The organism is Burkholderia sp. AU45388, from assembly GCF_030481585.1.
Taxonomy (GTDB): domain Bacteria; phylum Pseudomonadota; class Gammaproteobacteria; order Burkholderiales; family Burkholderiaceae; genus Burkholderia; species Burkholderia sola.
Map to the genome: position 1 here is coordinate 43164 of NZ_JAUJPV010000011.1, position 19473 is coordinate 62636.

The window sequence follows — 19473 nt, forward strand, 5'->3', positions numbered from 1 at the left end:
ATTTTCGCCGCTCGTCCGACTATCGAACCGCCGGTGCACTGCGTGCCCGGCGGTTTTCTTTTGTAACGGGCGGGCGAACCGGGCGTCGAACGGCGCGTGACGGGCCGGGTCGAACGCTGATGAAGCATGCGCGCCGCGTATGCGGGAGGAACTGCACGATGTGGATCAAACGCCCTTTGCGTAACGTACTGACCGGCGCGGATATCGCGCCGAGCGAGATCACCCCGCGCGCGGTATTCGAGAACCGGCGGCGCGTATTGCAGGCGGCCGGCCTCGCGGCCGCGGGCGGCCTGTTCGGCAGCAGCGGCGCGGCGCTCGCCGCGTATGCGTCGCCCGACCCGCGGGCGGCGAAGCTCGCGGCAAAAACGAACCCGAAGTTCGTCGCCATCGACAAGGTGACGCCGTTCAAGGACATCACGTCCTACAACAACTTCTACGAATTCGGCACCGACAAGAGCGACCCGGCGCAGAACGCCGGCACGCTGCGGCCGCGCCCGTGGCGGGTGAGTGTCGAGGGCGAGGTGCAGCACCCGAAGGTGTTCGATCTCGACGAGCTGCTCAAGCTCGCCCCGCTCGAGGAGCGTGTGTACCGGCTGCGCTGCGTCGAGGGCTGGTCGATGGTGATCCCGTGGATCGGCGTGCCGCTGTCCGAGCTGATCAAGCGCGTGCAGCCGACCGGCAATGCGAAATACGTGCAGTTCATCACGCTGGCCGATCCGTCGCAGATGCCGGGCCTGTCGACGCCCGTGCTCGACTGGCCGTATTCGGAAGGGTTGCGCATGGACGAGGCGATGAACCCGCTGACGCTGCTGACGATGGGCGTCTACGGGCAGGTGCTGCCGAACCAGAACGGCGCGCCGGTGCGGATCGTCGTACCGTGGAAGTACGGCTTCAAGAGCGCGAAGTCGCTCGTGAAGATCCGCTTCGTCGACAAGCAGCCGAAGACGAGCTGGAACACGTACGCCGCGAACGAGTACGGCTTTTATTCGAACGTGAACCCGAACGTCGATCATCCGCGCTGGAGCCAGGCGACCGAGCGGCGCATCGGCGAGGACGGCTTCTTCACGCCGAAGCGCAAGACGCTGATGTTCAACGGCTACGGCGATCTGGTCGCATCGATGTATCAGGGCATGGACCTGAAGAAGAATTTTTGAGCATGACGGTGAGAAACGACATGCCGCCTTCGACGCTCACGCCCGCGCGGGCCGAGCCGGCCGCCCGCACCGCGCGGGGCGGTGCCGTCCGTCCCGCCGCGCCGCGCTGGCTCGCACCGGCCAAGGTACTGGTGTTCGCGGCCGGCCTCTATCCGCTGGCGCGCCTCGTGCTGTTCGGGCTGACCGACCGGCTGGGCGCGAACCCGATCGAGTTCATCACGCGCTCGACGGGCTTGTGGACGCTCGTCCTGTTGTGCGTCACGCTGGCCGTCACGCCGCTCAGGCGCATGACGGGCTTCGCGCCGCTGCTGCGCTTTCGCCGGATGATTGGGCTGTTCGCGTTCTTTTACGCGACGCTGCATTTCACGACCTACCTGTGGTTCGACAAGTGGTTCGACGTGGTCGCGATCCTGAAGGACGTCGGCAAGCGCCCGTTCATCACGGTCGGCTTCGCGGCGTTCGTGCTGCTGATTCCGCTCGCCGCGACGTCGCCGCGCGCGATGGTGCGCCGGCTGGGGCGCCACTGGGCGACGCTGCACCGCGCGATCTACGCGATCGCGCTGTTCGGCGTGCTGCACTTCTGGTGGATGCGGGCCGGCAAGCACGATCTCGCGCAGCCGAAGCTTTACGCGGCGATCGTCGCCGCGCTGCTCGGCTGGCGGCTGGTGGCGTGGGGATGGCGGCGCGTGCGTGACGCGGCGGCCCGGAAAAACAAAAGGCGATGACCGGGAAGTCATCGCCTCGTTGCGAGCGCCGCGTGGGCGGCATCGCGCCGTTACTTCGTGGCGGCCGGGCCCGATGCGGGGGCGGGCATGGTCGACGCGCTGCTCGACAGCTCGGGCGACAGCGTGAGCGGCGAGCCGGACGTGTCGGGCGACTCGTCGGACGACGCGTTTTCGTCGGTCGGTTTCACGTCCGACGGCGGCGTGTTCTGCTGCTGGATCGGCTTGGGCATCGGAGGCACGGTGGGCAGATAGAGCGCGCCGCTTTGACCGCAGCCGGCAAGAATCGCCAAAGCCGCTACAATCGCGCTCATCCGGAAAACGACTCGCATGATCGTCCCTGAACAATTTAACCGATAGAGTTTAGCATGTCCGATATTGAATACCTGGCCCGTGCCGAGGCCGTGCTGGCGGCCGTCGAGCGTACCGTGGACGTCGCGAACGACGGCGATCACGACATCGATCTGGAGCGCAACGGCAGCGTGCTGACGCTGACGTTTGAGAACGGCTCGAAGATCATCGTCAACCTGCAGCCGCCGATGAAGGAAGTATGGATCGCGGCGAAGGCCGGCGGATTCCACTACCGGTTCGTCGACGGCGCGTGGCGCGATACGCGCACGGGCACCGAGTTCTTCTCCGCGCTCACCGAATACGCGACCCAGCAGGCCGGCCTGCCGATCACGTTCGGCGCGTGACGCGCCGGGGCATCGGCCCCGAACGTCGTGCCCAAAGAAGAAGCGCCCCGCGGGGCGCTTTTTTCATGGTCGGGCCGCGGGTCAGTGGCCCTGGAACAGGTTCATGATGTCCTGCTTTTCCTGCTCGTCGACGTGCGGCACGGCCTCGTCGACGTTCTGCGCGGCCGGCGCCTGCGGCACGCCGACCGTCGACACGAAGCCGTGCCCCGGCGTGAACTCGGTGAAATACAGTTCGCCGCCGAGCGATTCGACGCCGTCCGGCACCGTCGGCTTGAACTCCGGCACGCCCTTCAGCGCCGCACCCATGTAGTCGATCCACACCGGCAGCGACAGGCCGCCGCCGGTTTCGCGATCGCCGAGGCTGCGCGGATTGTCGTAGCCGATCCACGCGATCGCGGCGAGCGTGTGCTGGTAGCCGGCGAACCACGCGTCGTGCGAGTCGTTCGTCGTGCCGGTCTTGCCCGCGAGGTCGGTGCGCTTCAGCACGTTGGTCCGCGCGCCCGTGCCGCGCTGCGCGACGCTCTGCAGCAGGCTGTTCATCACGTAGGCGTTGCGTGCGTCGATCGCGCGCGGCGCGTTCTGTTCGGCGACGAGCGGCTGCGCGCGCGCGACGATCGCGCCGTTCGGATCGGTGACTTCGGCGATCAGATACGGATTGACGCGGTAGCCGCCGTTCGCGAAGACCGAGTACGCGCCGGCCATCTGCAGCGGCGTGACCTGACCGGCGCCGAGCGCCATCGGCAGATAGGCCGGGTGACGTTCGGCGTCGAAACCGAAGCGCGTGATGTATTGCTGCGCGTATTTCGTGCCGATGTGGTTCAGGATCCGGATCGACACGAGGTTGCGCGAGCGCTGCAGCGCGGTGCGCATCGACATCGGGCCCTCGAAGCCGCCGCCGTAGTTCTTCGGCTCCCACGGCTGGCCGCCCGTTTCCGCGGCGCTGAAATACAGCGGGCCGTCGTTGATCACGGTGGCCGGCCCGAGGCCCTTGTCGAGCGACGCCGAGTAGATGAACGGCTTGAACGACGAACCCGGTTGTCGCCACGCCTGCGTGACGTGGTTGAACTTGTTCTTGTTGTAGTCGAAGCCGCCGACGAGCGAGCGGATCGCGCCGTCCTGCGGGACGATCGACAGGAACGCGCCTTCCACCTGCGGCAACTGCGTGATCGACCACTTGCCGGCGTCGTTCCTCACCACGCGGACGATCGCGCCCGGGCGGATGCGGCGATTCGGCTGCGCGTTGGCCGACAGCGCGCTCGACGCGAAGCGCAGGTTGTCGCCCTCGATCGTCGCGGTGCTGCCGTCGATGAACGCCACCGTGATCTGGCGCGGGCTCGCGGCCGTCACGACCGCGGCGATCAGCTCGCCGTTGTCGGGGTGCTCGAGCAGCGCGTCGTCGATCGCCTGTTCGCGATCGTCGGCACCGGCCGGCAGCTCGATGAAGCCTTCCGGCCCGCGATAGCCGTGGCGGCGCTCGTAATCCATGATGCCCTTGCGCAGCGCGGTGTACGCGACCTGCTGGTCCGCGGAATCGATCGTCGTGACGACGTTGAAGCCGCGCGTGTAGGTTTCCTCGTGATACTGCGCGTACATCATCTGTCTGACCATTTCGGCGACGTACTCCGCGTGCACGCTGAAATCGCGGCCCGGCCCCTTGACGACGAGCGGCTGCGCGGAAGCTTCGTCGTACTGTTCGCGCGTGATGAAGTTCAGCTCGAGCATCCGCTGCAGGATGTATTCCTGACGCACCTTCGCGCGCTTCGGGTTCACGACCGGGTTATACGCGGACGGCGCCTTCGGCAGCCCCGCGAGCATCGCGGCTTCCGCGAGCGTGATGTCCTTCAGGTCCTTGCCGAAATAGACCCGCGCGGCGCTCGCGAAGCCGTACGCGCGCTGGCCGAGATAGATCTGATTCATGTAGACCTCGAGAATCTGATCCTTCGTCAGCGCACGCTCGATCCGGTACGCGAGCAGCATCTCGTAGATCTTGCGCGTGTAGGTCTTCTCGCTCGACAGGAAGAAGTTGCGCGCGACCTGCATCGTGATCGTGCTCGCGCCCTGCGACGCGTGTCCGTTGGTCAGCGCGACGAAGCCGGCGCGGATGATGCCGGTGAGGTCGACGCCGCCGTGATCGTAGAAGCGCGCATCCTCGATCGCGAGGATCGCCTTCTTCAGCGAGTCGGGCACGTCCTTGAAATGGACGACGTCGCGGCGCTCCTCGCCGAATTCGCCGATCAGCACGTGATCGGACGTGTAGATGCGCAGCGGCACCTTCGGCCGATAGTCGGTCAACGCGTCGAGCGACGGCATGTTCGGCCAGGCCACCACGAGCGCGTAGCCGAGCACGAGGCCGCCGGCCACGACGAGGGCCACGCACATCGCGGCGAAGCCGAGCAGGACTTTTTGCCACCAGGGCCGCTTCTTCGGCTCCGGAGCGGGAGGCGGGGACGTAGGAGTCGTGGATTGCATAGGCATACCGGAAAACAGTCCCGCGATTATAGCTGCCCGGTAAGACCGGTCCTGACGCGGGAGGCGCCCGTCGGACAGCCGCGGGTCGGCGTGCCGTCAGCATAGTCCGTGCACGGCCGCCGTGGGCCAATGCTGGCCGTTTGGCCGACTGTCGGCCGCGCGCGTCGCTTTGCAGAATCAGGGCTCGGAAACGCGGCGTGGGCCGCGACGATCTCGGGAGGCTGGGATGGCAGGACGATGGGTGGCGCGGTTTGCACAGGGCAGGCACCGGTCGACGGGAATCGACGTCGGCGCGCACGAAGTGAGGGTGGCCGTGCTGAGCCGGCGCGGCAGGGAAGCGACGGTGCGCGTCGAGGGGCTCGAGCGGGAACCGGTCGGGTTGGCGGGCGGGCCGGAAGACGCGCGTTGGGCGGCGGTCGCGCGGTCGCTGGCGGCGGCCGTGGCGCGGCTGTCGGCGTCCGACGTGCAGTGCGACGCGCGCGGCGTGATGGCGCTGCACGATGACGAGATGCGCACCGCGACGCTCGATCTGGCCGGGCGCGGCGACATTCCGGACGCCGCGCGGCAGGCCGCCGAACGCATCTCGGGGCTCGCGCCGGACAGTCTCGCGTTCGACTGGCGGCACTACGGCGGCGTGCAGTCCGGCGAGATCGCGGTGGCGGTGGCGCCGCTGGCGCTGCTCGAGCGGCGGATCGACGTGGCCGCGCAGGCCGGCATCGATCTGACGGTGATCGACGGCGAGTCGGCCGCCGTGCTGCGCGCGCTGCGCTATGCCGCGCAGTTCGAACTCGATGCGCAGGGCGCCTATGCCGTGCTGTGGTTCTGCGACGCGGGCGTGCGCGGCTGGCGGATCGAGGGACGATCGGCGATCCCCGTGCTCACCCTGTCCGGCACGTTGCCGGAGGCGCTTCCCGATGCGTTGCGTCGGCGCGTGCTGGGGGCAGTCGGTTGCGTGCTCGTCGCCGGGGACGAGCGATGTATCGCCCGCTTCGATACGTCGGTTGCCGAGATCGGCGATGTGCTCGGCACGGCGGTAATCCCGTTCGACTGCACGGGCTGGGACGGCCGGCCGTGCGCGCGCGCCGCCATGCCGGGCGGCCCGGCGTTTGCCGTCGCGTTCGGGCTGGCGTTGCGCGGGGTGTGGGAATGACGGCCGGTCACGTGGCGGCAAACGGCGGCGCCGCGGCTGCGGCCCAGCAAGCCGTGCAGGCGGTACTCGGCGACTTCAACCTGCTGCCGTACCGCGAGCGGCTGGCGCACGCGTTGCGGCGTCGGCGGGCTACGCAGTGCGGTGGGGCGATCCTGCTCGGCTTGCTCGGCGCCGGTGTGTGGACGGGGGCTGCCGTGTTGTCGCGGTGGCGGGTAGATGCCGAGCGCGCCGGCGTGGAGGCACGGCTGCGGCAGGTGCAGCCGCAGGTCGCTGCTGCGGCGAGCGCGGCCAATGCCGCCGCGGCCGTCGCGCGGCGCGACGCGCAGGCGGCTGCACTGGCCGCGCCGTACCGGCGCGTGGCAGGGTTGCTGGCGACCCTGAAGCGGGTGCGGGCCGATCAGATCCGGCTCGACGCGCTGCGGATGACGACGACCGGCGCCGTGCTCGAGGCGCGCGCCGCGAGTTACCGGGCGGCTGCGCGGTGGCTCGCCGCGATGGCGCGCGAGCAGCGCGGCTGGCGGATCGATATAGATACGTTGAAGCCCGCTTCGGATGCGGCGGCTTCGACGGCCGGGATGCCGTTCCGGTTCTCGGTGCAGTTGCGCTGGCACGATACGACGTCGTCGCGGACCGGGTCGGGAGGTGGCGCATGACGACGCTCGCACATCGGCCAGCGCTGCACGCGGGCGCCGGGGTGGGCCGCGTGCCGCGCGTGTCGCCGGCGGCTGCGCATGCGGCGGGTTGCGTGCTGGCGTTCGCGGCCGTGCTGGCAGGCGGCATTCATCTGGCAAATGCGGCCGACTGGAGCGGGCTGGCACATAGTCGCGCGTTGCTCGCCGCCGCCCAGGCACGCGCGGCCGACGCGCAGCGCGTGCTGGCTTCCGCCGGACAACGACGCGACGGGCATCCTGCGTCAACGCGCGACGGTCGCTTGCCGCCTACGCCGGAATGGGCCGCGCTGATGCTGGCGCTGGCCGATCTCGCCGCGTCGAGCGGGCTGCATGGCGTGTCGGTCGAACCGCAGCGTGCCGAGGGCGCGGCGCGGGACGGTCGACGTACCGTGCACCTCGCCGCGGATGGCGGTTTTCGCGCGCTGCTGCATATGGTCGACGGGCTGGCGCGCTTTCCGGTGCTGGCGGTACCGTCGGCGCTGCGTATCGAGCGCGGCATGTCGGCGGCGCGAGTAGATATATCCGTCGACGTATTTCCGGCGCTGCCGGCGACAACGGCTGCCGAGGGCAACGTGCCGGTTCGCGCCGCGGCGCCCGACACCGATCCGTTCGGCGACGTAGGCCCGGCCGAAGCGGCGGGGCGCGCAGCCCGCCTGGCCGGCACGATTCGCGACGCGCGTGCCGGCCTCGCGTTGTTCGACGACGGCGACGGCGCGTTCACGGCCGTCGCACCTGGCGAGGTGCTGGGGGCCGCGCGCGTGGTGCGTGTCGAGCGCGCGGCCGTGACGCTTGCGACGGCGGACGGACCGCAGCGGCTTGTTCTTGACGACGGAGGCCGGCCATGACGAAGCACGGCTATTGGGTGCTCGCCATCTGGGCCGGCCTGACGGCAGCCGGTGCAAGCGCGTCGTTGCCGCCGCTGCCGGCGGTCTGGCCGGCCGGGGCGACGGATGTGTCGGTGCCGGGCCTGCCGCAGCCGCTGCGCGTGGCCGACAGCATGGGCAGCGCGGTGGCGGAGGAGGCCGGCCCGCCGCCGTTCGATCAGGCGGCGCGCACGGCGCTGCAGACGGAAACCGCCGCACCGGTCCCCACGCTGGAGGGGCCGCCGATCCCGCTGGCGCCGCCGGCCCGGATGAGCGACGCCGCGGCACGGCAACCGGGCGACGCGGACGACGCACGGCGGATTTCGTTGAATCTGCAGGGTGTCGGGCTCGCGGCTGCGTTCGACGCGATCGCGCGATTCACGGGGCTCAATATCGTCGTCGGCGAGCAGGTGCGCGGCACGGTCACGTTACGTCTGAACAATGTCCGCTGGCGCGACGCATTCGACACACTGCTCGACACGCACGGGCTCGCGATGTCCCGGCGCGGCAATGTGGTCTGGGTCACGCCGGCGGCCGAGCTGGCGGCGCGCGAACGCGAGCGCTTCGACATGCATGCGCGGGCCGCCGATCTGGAGCCGCTCGCGAGCCGGACGTTCGCGCTGCACTATCCGCGCGCGCAGGACGTGCAGCGGCTGCTGGCCGGCGCGACCGGCCAGCGCCTGCTGTCGAAGCGCGGAGCCGCGGCGGCCGATCCGCGCACGAACCTGCTGTTCGTGACCGATCTCGCGCCGCGTATCGTGCAGATCGCCGGCCTGATCGACGCGATCGACCGGCCGTCGCGGCAGGTCCGGATCGAGGCGCGCATCGTCGAAGGCGAGCAGGGTTTCTCGCGCAACCTCGGCGCGCGTGTCGCGCTGCGTGCGCAGGGGCGGTCGTCTTTGGCCGAGGGTGCGTCCTTCACGGCGGATGCGCGCAACGCGCTGGATCTCGCCGCGCGGCCGCTCGGCGGCTTCGACGCGGCGACCGCCGGCTTCACGCTGTTCGCCGCGCCGCTCAGCCGCGTACTCGACATCGAGTTGAGCGCGCTGGAGGCACAGGGCCGGGGCCAGATCGTTTCGCGTCCGCGGGTGGTGACGGCCGACCGTGTCAAGGCCATCGTCGAGCAGGGCTCCGAGCTGCCGTACCAGGCGAAGGTGGGCAATGGCATGAGCGGCGTGCAGTTCCGCCGCGCGACGCTGAAGCTGGAGGTCGAGCCGCAGATCACGCCGGACGGGCGCGTGGTGCTCGATCTCGACGTGACGAAGGACAGCGTCGGCGAGCCGACCGCCGCGGGCCCCGCGATCCATACGAAGCACGTACAGACGCGCGTCGAGGTCGAGAATGGCGGGACGGTCGCGATCGGCGGCATCTATGAACAACTGAGCCGGAACGATGTGACGCGGGTGCCGCTCTTGGGCAAAATACCGTTTCTGGGCGCGCTTTTCCGGCACCGCGCGCAGCGCGACCAGCGCAACGAACTGGTCGTCTTCATCACGCCGACCGTCGTCGACGCGCGTTGCGGCGCACCCGGCGCGGGCGGCGCGGATGCCGAGGAAACGGGGCCGGAAGCCGCCGGCGCAGGCTCGACAAGGCAGCCGCTTTGCCAGTAAGCTGCGCCACACACCAGCAAGATTGAAGCAGAGGAAGCCGTTGCAAGCGCGGGACCCACATGCAAACGTATTTTTCGTCGGCCTTATGGGAGCGGGTAAGACCACCGTGGGCCGTGCGGTCGCGCGTCGTCTCGACAGGACGTTCTTCGACTCCGACCACGAAATCGAGGCCCGTACGGGCGCGCGCATTCCGGTGATCTTCGAGCTGGAGGGCGAGGCCGGGTTTCGCGATCGCGAAACGCAGGTGATCGCCGAGCTCGCGCAGCGCGAGAACATCGTGCTCGCGACGGGCGGTGGCGCGGTGCTGCGCGCGGAAAATCGCGACAGCCTGAAAAGCCACGGCATCGTCGTCTATCTGCGCGCCAACCCGCACGATCTGTGGCTGCGCACGCGCAAGGACAAGAACCGCCCGCTGTTGCAGACGGAAGATCCGAAGGGGCGTCTCGAATCCCTCTATGAAGTGCGCGACCCGCTGTACCGCGAATGCGCGGATTTCGTCATCGAGACCGGCCGTCCGTCGGTCAACGGTCTCGTCAACATGGTGCTGATGCAACTCGAACTGGCCGGCGTCATCGCCAAGCCGCTACAAGCATGATTACTGTCAACGTCGATCTGGGCGACCGCGCCTATCCGATTCATATTGGCGCCGGCCTGATCGGCCGCACCGAGCTGTTCTCGCCCCACATCAAGGGTTCGTCGGTCACGGTCGTCACGAACACGACGGTCGATCCGCTGTACGGCGACGCGCTGCGCGCGGCGCTCGCGCCGCTCGGCAAGCGCGTGTCGACGGTCGTGCTGCCGGACGGCGAGGCGTACAAGAACTGGGAAACGCTGAACCTGATCTTCGACGGCCTGCTGACGGATCACGCCGATCGCAAGACGACGCTCGTCGCGCTCGGCGGCGGCGTGGTCGGCGACATGACGGGCTTTGCCGCCGCGTGCTACATGCGCGGCGTGCCGTTCATCCAAGTGCCGACGACGCTGCTGTCGCAGGTCGATTCGTCGGTCGGCGGCAAGACGGGCATCAACCACCCGCTCGGCAAGAACATGATCGGCGCGTTCTACCAGCCGCAGGCCGTGATCGCGGACATCGGCGCGCTGACGACGCTGCCCGATCGCGAACTGGCGGCCGGCGTCGCCGAAGTCATCAAGACGGGCGCGATCGCCGACGCCGAGTTCTTCGACTGGATCGAGGCGAACGTCGACGCGCTGAACCGTCGCGAGCCCGCTGCACTCGCGCACGCGGTGAAGCGTTCGTGCGAGATCAAGGCGAGCGTCGTCGCGGCCGACGAGCGCGAAGGCGGCCTGCGCGCGATCCTGAACTTCGGCCACACGTTCGGCCATGCGATCGAGGCCGGGCTCGGATACGGCGAATGGCTGCACGGCGAGGCGGTCGGCTGCGGGATGGTGATGGCCGGTGACCTGTCGGTACGGCTCGGCCTCTTCGACGAAGCGTCGCGGCGGCGCCTCGATGCGGTGATCGCGGCCGCGCACCTGCCGACCCGCGGGCCCGCGCTCGGCGATGCGCGCTACATGGACCTGATGCGCGTCGACAAGAAGGCCGAGGCCGGCGCAATCAAGTTCATCCTGCTGAAGCGATTCGGCGATACGCTGATCACGCAGGCGCCGGACGAAGCGGTATTCGCTACACTGGCGCGGACGACCGGCTAACGGCGGCCCCGATCCGCCGGCGCCCCTGACATGGAGGAGACGTGAGCGAGACATCCAGCAGCACACTGCCCGAAGCCAGCCGCGCATCCACCGCGCCGGTGGCCGAGCCGCCGACGCTGGCGGCGCTGGAAGCCCATCTCGCTCCGTATGCCGCGCACGCGTCGCAGTCGCGCGGGCGCCGCCATCCGGAAACCCCGCCGGCGGCGCGCACCGAATTCCAGCGCGATCGCGACCGCATCGTCCATTCCACCGCGTTTCGCCGGCTCGAATACAAGACGCAGGTCTTCGTCAATCACGAAGGCGACCTGTTCCGCACGCGCCTCACGCACAGCCTCGAAGTCGCGCAGATCGCGCGCTCGGTCGCGCGCAACCTGCGACTGAACGAGGATCTCGTCGAAGCGATCTCGCTCGCGCACGATCTCGGCCACACGCCGTTCGGCCATGCCGGGCAGGACGCGCTGAATGCGTGCATGCGCGAGCACGGCGGTTTCGAGCACAACCTGCAGAGCCTCGCGGTGGTCGACGAGCTCGAGGAGCACTACGGCGCGTTCAACGGGCTGAACCTGTGCTTCGAGACGCGCGAAGGCATCCTGAAGCACTGCTCGCGCGAGAATGCGCGCAAGCTCGGCGCGCTCGGCGAGCGCTTCCTGCAGGGCCGGCAGCCGTCGCTCGAGGCGCAGCTCGCGAACATCGCCGACGAGATCGCCTACAACAACCACGACGTCGACGACGGCCTGCGCTCCGGCCTGATCACGATCGAGCAGCTCGCGGAAGTCGAGCTGTGGCAGCGTCACTACGAAGCGGCGCTCGCCGAATTCCCGCACCTCGAAGGCCGTCGTCTCGTGCACGAGACGGTGCGCCGCATCATCAACACGCTGATCGTCGACCTGATCGACGAAACGACGCGCAATCTCGTGCGCGTCGCACCCGCGTCGCTCGACGACGTGCGCGACGCGCCGCCGCTCGTGTCGCACAGCCCCGAGGTCGCCGCGCAGGCAGCGGCCCTCAAGCGCTTCCTCTTCAAGAACCTGTATCGCCACTACAAGGTGATGCGCATGGCGAGCAAGGCGCAACGCGTCGTCACCGGGCTGTTCGACGCGTTCATCGACGATCCGCGCCTGCTGCCGCCGCCGTACCAGTCCGACGATACGGCGCAGCAGCCGCGTCTCGTCGCGCACTACATCGCCGGCATGACCGACCGCTTCGCGCTGAAGGAATATCAGCGCCTGTTCGTCGTCAACGACAACTGACTGTCATAAACGATCACTAGACTTCGCCGGTTCAATGGCGACGGAAATGTTGCACACGCTGTTGGTAACGTTTTCATAGGAGAGGTCGATGAAGAAGAAACCTGCGGGGACACTGGTTCGTTCGATCGCGCTCGGCGGCGCGCTGATGTTCGGGGCGCAGCACGTGGCGCTCGCCGCGACGGAAATCCAGTTCTGGCATGCGATGGAGGCCGCGCTCGGCGAGCGGGTCAATGCGATCGCCGACCAGTTCAATGCGTCGCAAAGCGACTACAAGATCGTGCCTGTCTTCAAGGGCACCTACGACCAGGCGCTCGCGGCCGGCATCGCGGCGTATCGCAGCGGCAATGCGCCGGCGATCCTCCAGGTCTATGAAGTCGGCACGGCGACGATGATGCAGGCGAAGAAGGCGGTCGTGCCGGTCTACGACGTGTTCAAGCAGGCCGGCGTGACGCTCGACGAAAAGGCTTTCGTGCCGACCATCGCGAGCTACTACAGCGACGCGAAGACGGGCCACCTCGTGTCGATGCCGTTCAACAGTTCGACGCCGGTGCTGTACTACAACAAGGACGCGTTCAAGAAGGCCGGCCTCGATCCGAACCAGCCGCCGAAGACGTGGGCCGACGTGAAGGCCGATGCCGAGAAGCTGCGCAAGTCGGGGATGGCGTGCGGCTTCACGACCGGCTGGCAGGGCTGGATCCAGCTCGAGAACTACAGCGCATGGCACGGGCTGCCGTTCGCGAGCCGCAACAACGGCTTCGACGGCACCGACGCCGTGCTCGAGTTCAACAAGCCGCAGCAGATCGAACATATCGCCTTCCTCCAGCAGATGGCGAAGGACGGCACGTTCACGTACGCGGGCCGCAAGGATGAAGCGTCGGCGAAGTTCTACAGCGGCGACTGCGGGATCCTGACGACGTCGTCGGGCGCGCTCGCGAACGTGCAGAAGTTCGCGAAATTCAGCTACGGCACGGGCATGATGCCGTACGACGCGAACGTGAAGGGCGCGCCGCAGAACGCGATCATCGGCGGCGCGAGCCTGTGGGTGCTGGCCGGCAAGGATCCGGCGACCTACAAGGGCGTCGCGAAATTCCTGGCGTACCTGGCTTCACCCGCCGTCGCCGCGAAGTGGCACCAGGACACGGGTTACCTGCCGGTCACGACCGCCGCGTACGACCTGACGCGCCAGCAGGGTTTCTACGCGAAGAACCCGAGCGCCGAAACCGCGATCAAGCAGATGCTGAACAAGCCGCCGCTGCCGTACACGAAGGGGCTGCGCCTGGGCAACATGCCGCAGATCCGCACGGTCGTCGACGAGGAGTTCGAACAGGTCTGGGCGCAGAAGAAGTCGCCGAAGGACGCGCTCGATTCGGCCGCGTCGCGCGGCGACGAACTGCTGCGCCGCTTCGAGAAGTCGGGCGGCTGAGCGCGCATCGCTTCGTGCCGCCGGCGGCGCCGCGCGCGAGCGCGGGCCGTCCGGCGGCGCGGTTTCCCTTCCGTTTCGCCTGACCGGATATCCGCGATGCAATCCCGTTCCCGTTTCGGTACGAGCCCGGTGCCGTACCTGCTGATCGCGCCGCAGCTCGCGATTACCGCCGTGTTCTTCCTGTGGCCGGCCGGCGTCGCGCTGTGGCAGTCCACGCAGATGCAGGACGCGTTCGGCACGTCGAGCGAATTCGTCGGCTTCGCGAACTTCACGCACCTGTTCGCCGATCCGCTGTATCTCGATTCGTTCCGCACGACGCTCGTGTTCAGTTCGCTCGTCACGGTGAGCGGGCTCGTCGTGTCGCTGTTGCTCGCCGCGTGCGCCGACCGCGTGATCCGCGGCGCGCGCGTGTACCGCACGCTGCTGATCTGGCCGTACGCGGTCGCACCGACGATCGCGGCCGTGCTGTGGGCGTTCCTGTTCAACCCGAGCATCGGCCTGATCACATATGCGCTCGCGAAGGGCGGCATCGTGTGGAACCATGCGCTCAACGGCGGGCAGGCGATGTTCCTCGTCGTGCTGGCGTCGGTGTGGAAGCAGGTGAGCTACAACTTCCTGTTCTTCTACGCGGGGCTGCAGGCGATTCCGCGCTCGCTGATCGAGGCGGCGGCGATCGACGGCGCGGGCCCGGTGCGGCGCTTCTTCAACATCGTGCTGCCGCTGCTGTCGCCGACGAGTTTCTTCCTGCTGGTCGTGAACCTCGTCTACGCGTTCTTCGACACCTTCCCGGTGATCGACGCGGCCACCGGTGGCGGCCCGGCGCAGAGCACCAAGACGCTGATCTACAAGATCTTCGCGGAGGGCTTCCAGGGGCTGGACATCGGCAGTTCGGGCGCGCAGTCGGTCGTGCTGATGATCGTCGTCGTCGGGCTCACGGTGATCCAGTTCCGCTTCGTCGAGCGCAGGGTGCAATACGCATGATCGAGAATCGCAAGGGCTTCGACCTGTTCTGCCACGCGGTGCTGATCGCGGGCGTCGTGCTGATCGTGTTCCCCGTGTACGTCGCGTTCTGCGCGGCGACGATGAACGCGCAGGAAGTGTTCACGGTGCCGCTGTCGCTCGTGCCGAGCACGCACCTGTTCGAGAACGTCGCGTATATCTGGGGGCACGGCAGCGGCGGCACGACGGCGCCGTTCGGGCGCCTGCTCGTGAACAGCTTCGCGATGGCGCTCGGCATCGCCGTCGGCAAGATCGCGGTGTCGATCCTGTCCGCGTACGCGATCGTCTATTTCCGCTTCCCGTTCCGCAATACGGCGTTCTGGCTGATCTTCGTCACGCTGATGCTGCCGGTGGAAGTGCGGATCTTCCCGACCGTGCAGGTCGTGTCGACGCTGCACCTGACGAACACCTACGCGGGGCTCTCGCTGCCGCTGATCGCGTCGGCCACCGCGACGTTCCTGTTCCGCCAGTTCTTCATGACGCTGCCCGACGAGCTGATGGACGCGGCGCGCATCGACGGCGCGGGGCCGCTGCGCTTTTTCTGGGACGTCGTGCTGCCGCTGTCGAAGACGAGCATCGCGGCGCTGTTCGTGATCACGTTCATCTACGGCTGGAACCAGTATCTGTGGCCGATCCTGATCACGACGGAGGCGTCGCTGTCGACGGCGGTGGTGGGTATCAAGACGATGATCGCGAGCGGCGACGCCGCGACCGAATGGCAATACGTGATGGCGGCGACGCTGCTGGCGATGATTCCGCCGCTCGTCGTCGTGCTGGCGATGCAGCGCTGGTTCGTGCGCGGCCTCGTCGATTCCGAAAAATAACCCCACGGCAACCGGGAGAAGGACCAAGTATGGCTGCGCTGAGCTTGAAGGGCGTCAGGAAATCCTACGACGGCAAGCAGCACGTGCTGCATGGCATCGACGTGGAGATCGCCGACGGCGAATTCATCGTGCTGGTCGGCCCGTCGGGCTGCGGCAAGTCGACGTTGCTGCGGATGATCGCGGGGCTCGAGACCGTGACGGACGGCGAGATCGCGATAGGCGACAGGGTCGTCAACACGCTGGAGCCGAAGGATCGCGACATCGCGATGGTGTTCCAGAACTATGCGCTGTACCCGCACATGACGGTCGCGCAGAACATGGGCTACGGGCTGAAGATCCGCGGGATCGAGCGCGCGACGATCGATTCAAGGGTGGCCGCGGCCGCGAAGATCCTCGAGCTCGAGCCGCTGCTCGCGCGGCGGCCGCGTGAGTTGTCGGGCGGCCAGCGGCAGCGCGTCGCGATGGGGCGCGCGATCGTGCGCGAGCCGTCGGTGTTCCTGTTCGACGAGCCGTTGTCGAACCTCGACGCGAAGCTGCGCGTGCAGATGCGGCTCGAGATCCAGCGGCTGCACGCGCGGCTCGCGACGACGAGCGTGTACGTGACGCACGACCAGATCGAGGCGATGACGCTCGCGCAGCGGGTGATCGTGATGAACCGCGGCTACGCGGAGCAGATCGGCGCGCCGGTCGACGTGTACGAGAAACCGGCGACGGTGTTCGTCGCGGGCTTCATCGGCTCGCCCGCGATGAACCTGATGCACGGCCGGCTGTCGGAGGACGGCGCGACCTTCACGGTCGCGGGCGGCGGCCCCGCGCTGCCGGTCGCCGGTGCGCCGGGTATCGGCCGCGAGATCGCCGCCGGACGCGACTGGGTGCTCGGCGTGCGTCCCGAGCACATGACGCCGCAGCCGGGCGTCGCGCACGCGACGCTGCCGGTCGATTCGTGCGAGCTGCTCGGCGCGGACAATCTCGCGCACGGCCGCTGGGGCGATCACGACGTCGCGGTGCGCCTGCCGCACGCGGACCGCCCCGCGCGCGGCACGGCGCTAGCGGCCGCGCTGCCCGCGCACCGGCTGCATTTCTTCGATCCCGAAACCGGTAAGCGTGCCGGCTGAAACCGCTGCATTCGCCGAGAGACCGACGATGATCACCCGCCCCGACTGGCCCTATCCGCGCGTCGTCGCCCATCGCGGCGGCGGCACGCTCGCGCCGGAGAACACGCTTGCCGCGCTCGACGAGGGCGCGCGGCGCGGTCACCGGATGGTCGAGTTCGACGCGAAGCTGTCGGCCGACGACGTGACGTTCCTGTTGCACGACGACACGGTCGACCGGACGTCGAACGGCCACGGAGCGGCGGCGGACATGCGTTATGCGGCGCTGGCCGCGCTCGATGCCGGCGCGTGGCGCGATGCCCGCTTCGCGGGCGAGCGGATGCCGACGCTGGAGGCGGCCGCGGCGCGCTGCCTCGCGCACGGGCTGGCCGCGAACGTCGAGATCAAGCCGTGCCCGGGGCGCGAGCGCGAAACGGGGCAGCGCGTGGCGGCCGACGCGGCCGCGTACTGGCGCGATGCCGCCGTGGCGCCGCTGCTGTCGTCGTTCTCGTTCGACGCATTGCAGCAGGCGCGCGCGACCGTGCCGGGCCTGCCGCGCGGGATGCTCTACGAAGTCGTGCCGGACGACTGGCATGCGCAGGTGATCGACGCGCTGGACTGCGTATCGTTGCATGCAGACCACAGCCGGCTCGACGAACCGCTCGTGCGTGCGATCAAGGCGGCCGGGCTGCGCATCCTGGTTTACACGGTGAACGATCTCGAACGGGCACGCGAACTCGCGCGCTGGGGCGTCGATGCCGTGTGCACGGACCGCATCGACCTGATCGCGCCCGATGCACTGGACGACATCGACATCGTCTGATGGCCCCCGGCCACGGCCTCTGAGTAGCGGTGGCGTCCGGCAAAACCCGTGCACCGAACGTGCCTGACGCGAAAAAACGACGCCCCGACGGGATTCCCGCCGGGGCGTTTTGCATCGTGGAGACGTTACGCCAGGAAAATTCCGCTACAAATTGCAGCGGGATTAACCATTCCCCAAATATTCGACTACGCTTAGAAGCGATAGCCGACGTTCAGGTACGTGACGATCGGGTTCAGCGAGATGTGGGCCTTCGATGTTTCCGTCAGCGTCCCGACCGGCGTCCGGCGGGCCGTCGTGAAAGTCGCGGTCACGCTGACCGGGATGTACGAGAGCGACAGGCCCGCGAACCAGTGTTTCGTGAAGTTGTACGTGAAGCCGGCGTTGAAGACGGGCGCCCACTGGTTGCTGGTGGTCGCGCTGGTCGGGCCGCCGAGCACGCCGTTCTCGAAGCTGCCGTTCGTGATCTTCGCGCCGGTGAACCAGACATAAGTGGCGCCGATGCCGACATACGGACGGAATTTCGCGTTGGCGTCGTTGAAGTGGTAGCGAAGCAACACGGCCGGGCTCCACTGGTACGCACGGCCGAGTACGCCGAATCTTTCGAACTGACCCTTGCCGGTGATGTCGAACTTCGGCGGTATCCCCATGACGAGCTCGGTGGAGATATGGTCGGTGATGAAGTAACCCGTCGCGAGCCCCAGCGTATCGGCGTCGCTGATGCCGGCGCCCGTGTTGGGAATCGACTGGTTGATGGGCGTGCCGCCTACGCCGTAGACGAACAGCGGGTCGCTGCTGTCCTGGGGCGAAAGGTGGAACCAGCCGGTGCTGACGTAGAAATCACCTGCGGATTGTGCGTGTGCCGTACCGCCCGCGAACGCGAATGCGAGCGCTGCGGCCCCCGTAATGGCCAGTTTTCGTTTCATTGTGTCTCCTCCGATCAAAGGCGTGCTCATTATGACGACTGCGTTTAAAACCAAACAAGCTCGTAAGTTAGAGTTTTCTCCCTAGGATTCGCACGACCGTACGCATACGCGCGCCGCAGGGACAGGCATTCTACGCAGGTGCGCTATTTCGGACCTCCGGGTATTTCCTAACGCGTTCAAACGGACATTCAGCATGGCACGGTTAGCACGACTCTACGTTCCCGACCAGCCGCAGCACGTGATACTGCGCGGCCTGGATCAGCAACCCGCGTTCGTCGACGACCAGGACTACGAACTCTTCATCGATTGCCTGAAGGCCGCCGCACGCGATCACCACCTGTCGGTGCATGCCTACGTGCTGCTGCCGCGCCAGGTGCAACTGCTCGTGACGCCGAGCGACGAGGCCAGCCTGCCGAAGGCGATGCAGGCCGTCGGTCGTCGCTACGTCGCGCATTTCAACCGGCGCTATTCGCGGCGCGGCACGCTGTGGGAAGGCCGCTATCGCGCGACGGTGATCGAAGGCGAGCGTTATTTCCTGCTCGCGAGCCGCGTGGTCGAGATGAGCCCGGTGCGCTCGCAGCTCGTCGCGACGCCCGAGGCCTATCGCTGGTCGAGCTACCGGCATCACGTCGGGCTCACCGTCGACAGCCTGATCACCGACCATCCGCTCTACTGGGCGCTCGGCAACACGCCGTTCGACCGCCAGCGCGCGTACAAGGAGCTGTGCGAGCAGCCGCTCGACGAGCGGCAGGCCGACCAGCTGCAGCAGGCGACGCTGAAGGGCTGGGTGCTCGGAGGCGAAAATTACCGCGAGTGGGCGGCGCGCACCGCGAACCGGCGCGTGTCGCCGTTGCCGCGCGGACGCCCCAGAAAGGTGCGCGAGAACACGCCGCCGATCCAGCAGTAACGCCGGAAAGGCGGGCCAGAAGCGGCGCTCCGGGCGCCGTTTCTTTTTGCACCAAAATGATACACCCCCAATAAAAAGGCACCACATCAAGGCATTCGCTTAAATGGGGTTCGATCAAGCGGTTTTTGTTGCTATTCCCTTGATTCGTCGCGTATATTCCGAATTCCGGTGGCCCGGGCGAAGCTTGCCCAACCACGGTCGGCCGCGCCGTCTCCCGCCGGGAGCGGG

At 67.9% G+C, this 19473-nt stretch carries 19 protein-coding genes; 16 read left to right on the plus strand and 3 right to left on the minus strand.

Annotation, left to right across the window (positions count from 1 at the left end):
• Window positions 1-158: 158 nt before the first annotated feature.
• On the plus strand, window positions 159-1154 hold the full coding sequence (gene msrP, locus QZM72_RS18725) for a protein-methionine-sulfoxide reductase catalytic subunit MsrP (RefSeq protein ID WP_089466581.1): 996 nt from the start codon (window positions 159-161) through the stop codon (window positions 1152-1154).
• A gap of 20 nt (window positions 1155-1174) precedes the next feature.
• Window positions 1175-1879 carry a protein-methionine-sulfoxide reductase heme-binding subunit MsrQ gene (msrQ, locus tag QZM72_RS18730; protein ID WP_089466582.1) on the plus strand — a complete coding sequence of 235 codons (705 nt, stop codon included), beginning with the start codon at window positions 1175-1177 and terminating at the stop codon, window positions 1877-1879.
• Window positions 1880-1929: 50 nt separating this feature from the next.
• Here msrQ and QZM72_RS18735 read toward each other — a convergent pair whose 3' ends face one another.
• On the minus strand, window positions 1930-2208 hold the full coding sequence (locus tag QZM72_RS18735) for a lipoprotein (protein WP_089466467.1): 279 nt from the start codon (window positions 2206-2208) through the stop codon (window positions 1930-1932).
• Between the two features lie 36 nt (window positions 2209-2244).
• Here QZM72_RS18735 and cyaY point away from each other — a divergent pair, with 36 nt between their 5' ends.
• Window positions 2245-2571, plus strand: coding sequence for an iron donor protein CyaY (cyaY, locus tag QZM72_RS18740; RefSeq protein ID WP_089466468.1), 327 nt, complete (start codon window positions 2245-2247; stop codon window positions 2569-2571).
• Window positions 2572-2652: 81 nt separating this feature from the next.
• On the opposite strand, the gene QZM72_RS18745 is transcribed toward cyaY, so the two are convergent.
• Window positions 2653-5046 (minus strand): penicillin-binding protein 1A, encoded by a 2394-nt coding sequence (locus QZM72_RS18745; protein ID WP_179233359.1) that lies wholly within the window; start codon window positions 5044-5046, stop codon window positions 2653-2655.
• A gap of 220 nt (window positions 5047-5266) precedes the next feature.
• Here QZM72_RS18745 and QZM72_RS18750 point away from each other — a divergent pair, with 220 nt between their 5' ends.
• The 12 genes from QZM72_RS18750 (at window position 5267) to ugpQ (ending at window position 17415) form a co-directional block, all read left to right on the plus strand.
• Window positions 5267-6190 (plus strand): competence protein ComA, encoded by a 924-nt coding sequence (locus tag QZM72_RS18750; protein ID WP_089466470.1) that lies wholly within the window; start codon window positions 5267-5269, stop codon window positions 6188-6190.
• The gene (locus QZM72_RS18755) at window positions 6187-6843 is read left to right on the plus strand and encodes a fimbrial protein (RefSeq protein WP_089466471.1); all 657 of its coding nucleotides are present in this window, start codon (window positions 6187-6189) and stop codon (window positions 6841-6843) included. The genes QZM72_RS18750 and QZM72_RS18755 overlap by 4 nt, the downstream gene beginning before the upstream one ends.
• Window positions 6840-7706, plus strand: coding sequence for a pilus assembly protein (locus QZM72_RS18760; protein ID WP_089466472.1), 867 nt, complete (start codon window positions 6840-6842; stop codon window positions 7704-7706). The genes QZM72_RS18755 and QZM72_RS18760 overlap by 4 nt, the downstream gene beginning before the upstream one ends.
• A complete protein-coding gene (gene pilQ, locus QZM72_RS18765) occupies window positions 7703-9334 on the plus strand; it encodes a type IV pilus secretin PilQ (protein ID WP_089466473.1) in 1632 nt (543 codons plus the stop codon). The genes QZM72_RS18760 and pilQ overlap by 4 nt, the downstream gene beginning before the upstream one ends.
• A 40-nt stretch (window positions 9335-9374) precedes the next feature.
• Window positions 9375-9929 (plus strand): shikimate kinase, encoded by a 555-nt coding sequence (locus QZM72_RS18770; RefSeq protein ID WP_089466474.1) that lies wholly within the window; start codon window positions 9375-9377, stop codon window positions 9927-9929.
• Window positions 9926-11005, plus strand: a complete 1080-nt coding sequence (gene aroB / locus QZM72_RS18775) for a 3-dehydroquinate synthase (RefSeq protein WP_301738924.1) — start codon at window positions 9926-9928, stop codon at window positions 11003-11005. The genes QZM72_RS18770 and aroB overlap by 4 nt, the downstream gene beginning before the upstream one ends.
• Window positions 11006-11070: 65 nt before the next feature.
• Window positions 11071-12255 carry a deoxyguanosinetriphosphate triphosphohydrolase gene (locus QZM72_RS18780; protein ID WP_301738980.1) on the plus strand — a complete coding sequence of 395 codons (1185 nt, stop codon included), beginning with the start codon at window positions 11071-11073 and terminating at the stop codon, window positions 12253-12255.
• 88 nt (window positions 12256-12343) lie between these two features.
• Window positions 12344-13678: a sn-glycerol-3-phosphate ABC transporter substrate-binding protein UgpB gene (gene ugpB / locus QZM72_RS18785; protein WP_301738926.1), complete on the plus strand. Its 1335-nt coding sequence runs from the start codon at window positions 12344-12346 to the stop codon at window positions 13676-13678.
• A gap of 96 nt (window positions 13679-13774) precedes the next feature.
• A complete protein-coding gene (gene ugpA, locus QZM72_RS18790) occupies window positions 13775-14659 on the plus strand; it encodes a sn-glycerol-3-phosphate ABC transporter permease UgpA (RefSeq protein WP_089466478.1) in 885 nt (294 codons plus the stop codon).
• Window positions 14656-15501 carry a sn-glycerol-3-phosphate ABC transporter permease UgpE gene (ugpE, locus tag QZM72_RS18795; RefSeq protein ID WP_050013146.1) on the plus strand — a complete coding sequence of 282 codons (846 nt, stop codon included), beginning with the start codon at window positions 14656-14658 and terminating at the stop codon, window positions 15499-15501. Before ugpA ends, ugpE begins: the two co-directional genes overlap by 4 nt.
• 29 nt (window positions 15502-15530) lie before the next feature.
• Complete coding sequence (locus tag QZM72_RS18800) at window positions 15531-16616, plus strand: sn-glycerol-3-phosphate import ATP-binding protein UgpC (RefSeq protein ID WP_089466479.1); 1086 nt, start codon at window positions 15531-15533, stop codon at window positions 16614-16616.
• A 28-nt stretch (window positions 16617-16644) separates the two neighbouring features.
• Entirely contained in the window at window positions 16645-17415 is a 771-nt protein-coding gene (ugpQ, locus tag QZM72_RS18805) for a glycerophosphodiester phosphodiesterase (protein WP_301738927.1), read from the plus strand.
• 191 nt (window positions 17416-17606) lie between these two features.
• Here ugpQ and QZM72_RS18810 read toward each other — a convergent pair whose 3' ends face one another.
• Complete coding sequence (locus QZM72_RS18810) at window positions 17607-18338, minus strand: OmpW family protein (RefSeq protein ID WP_034209756.1); 732 nt, start codon at window positions 18336-18338, stop codon at window positions 17607-17609.
• A gap of 193 nt (window positions 18339-18531) precedes the next feature.
• Between QZM72_RS18810 and QZM72_RS18815 the strand changes: the two genes are divergently transcribed.
• Window positions 18532-19245 (plus strand): transposase, encoded by a 714-nt coding sequence (locus tag QZM72_RS18815; protein ID WP_027783329.1) that lies wholly within the window; start codon window positions 18532-18534, stop codon window positions 19243-19245.
• Window positions 19246-19473: the final 228 nt, after the last annotated feature.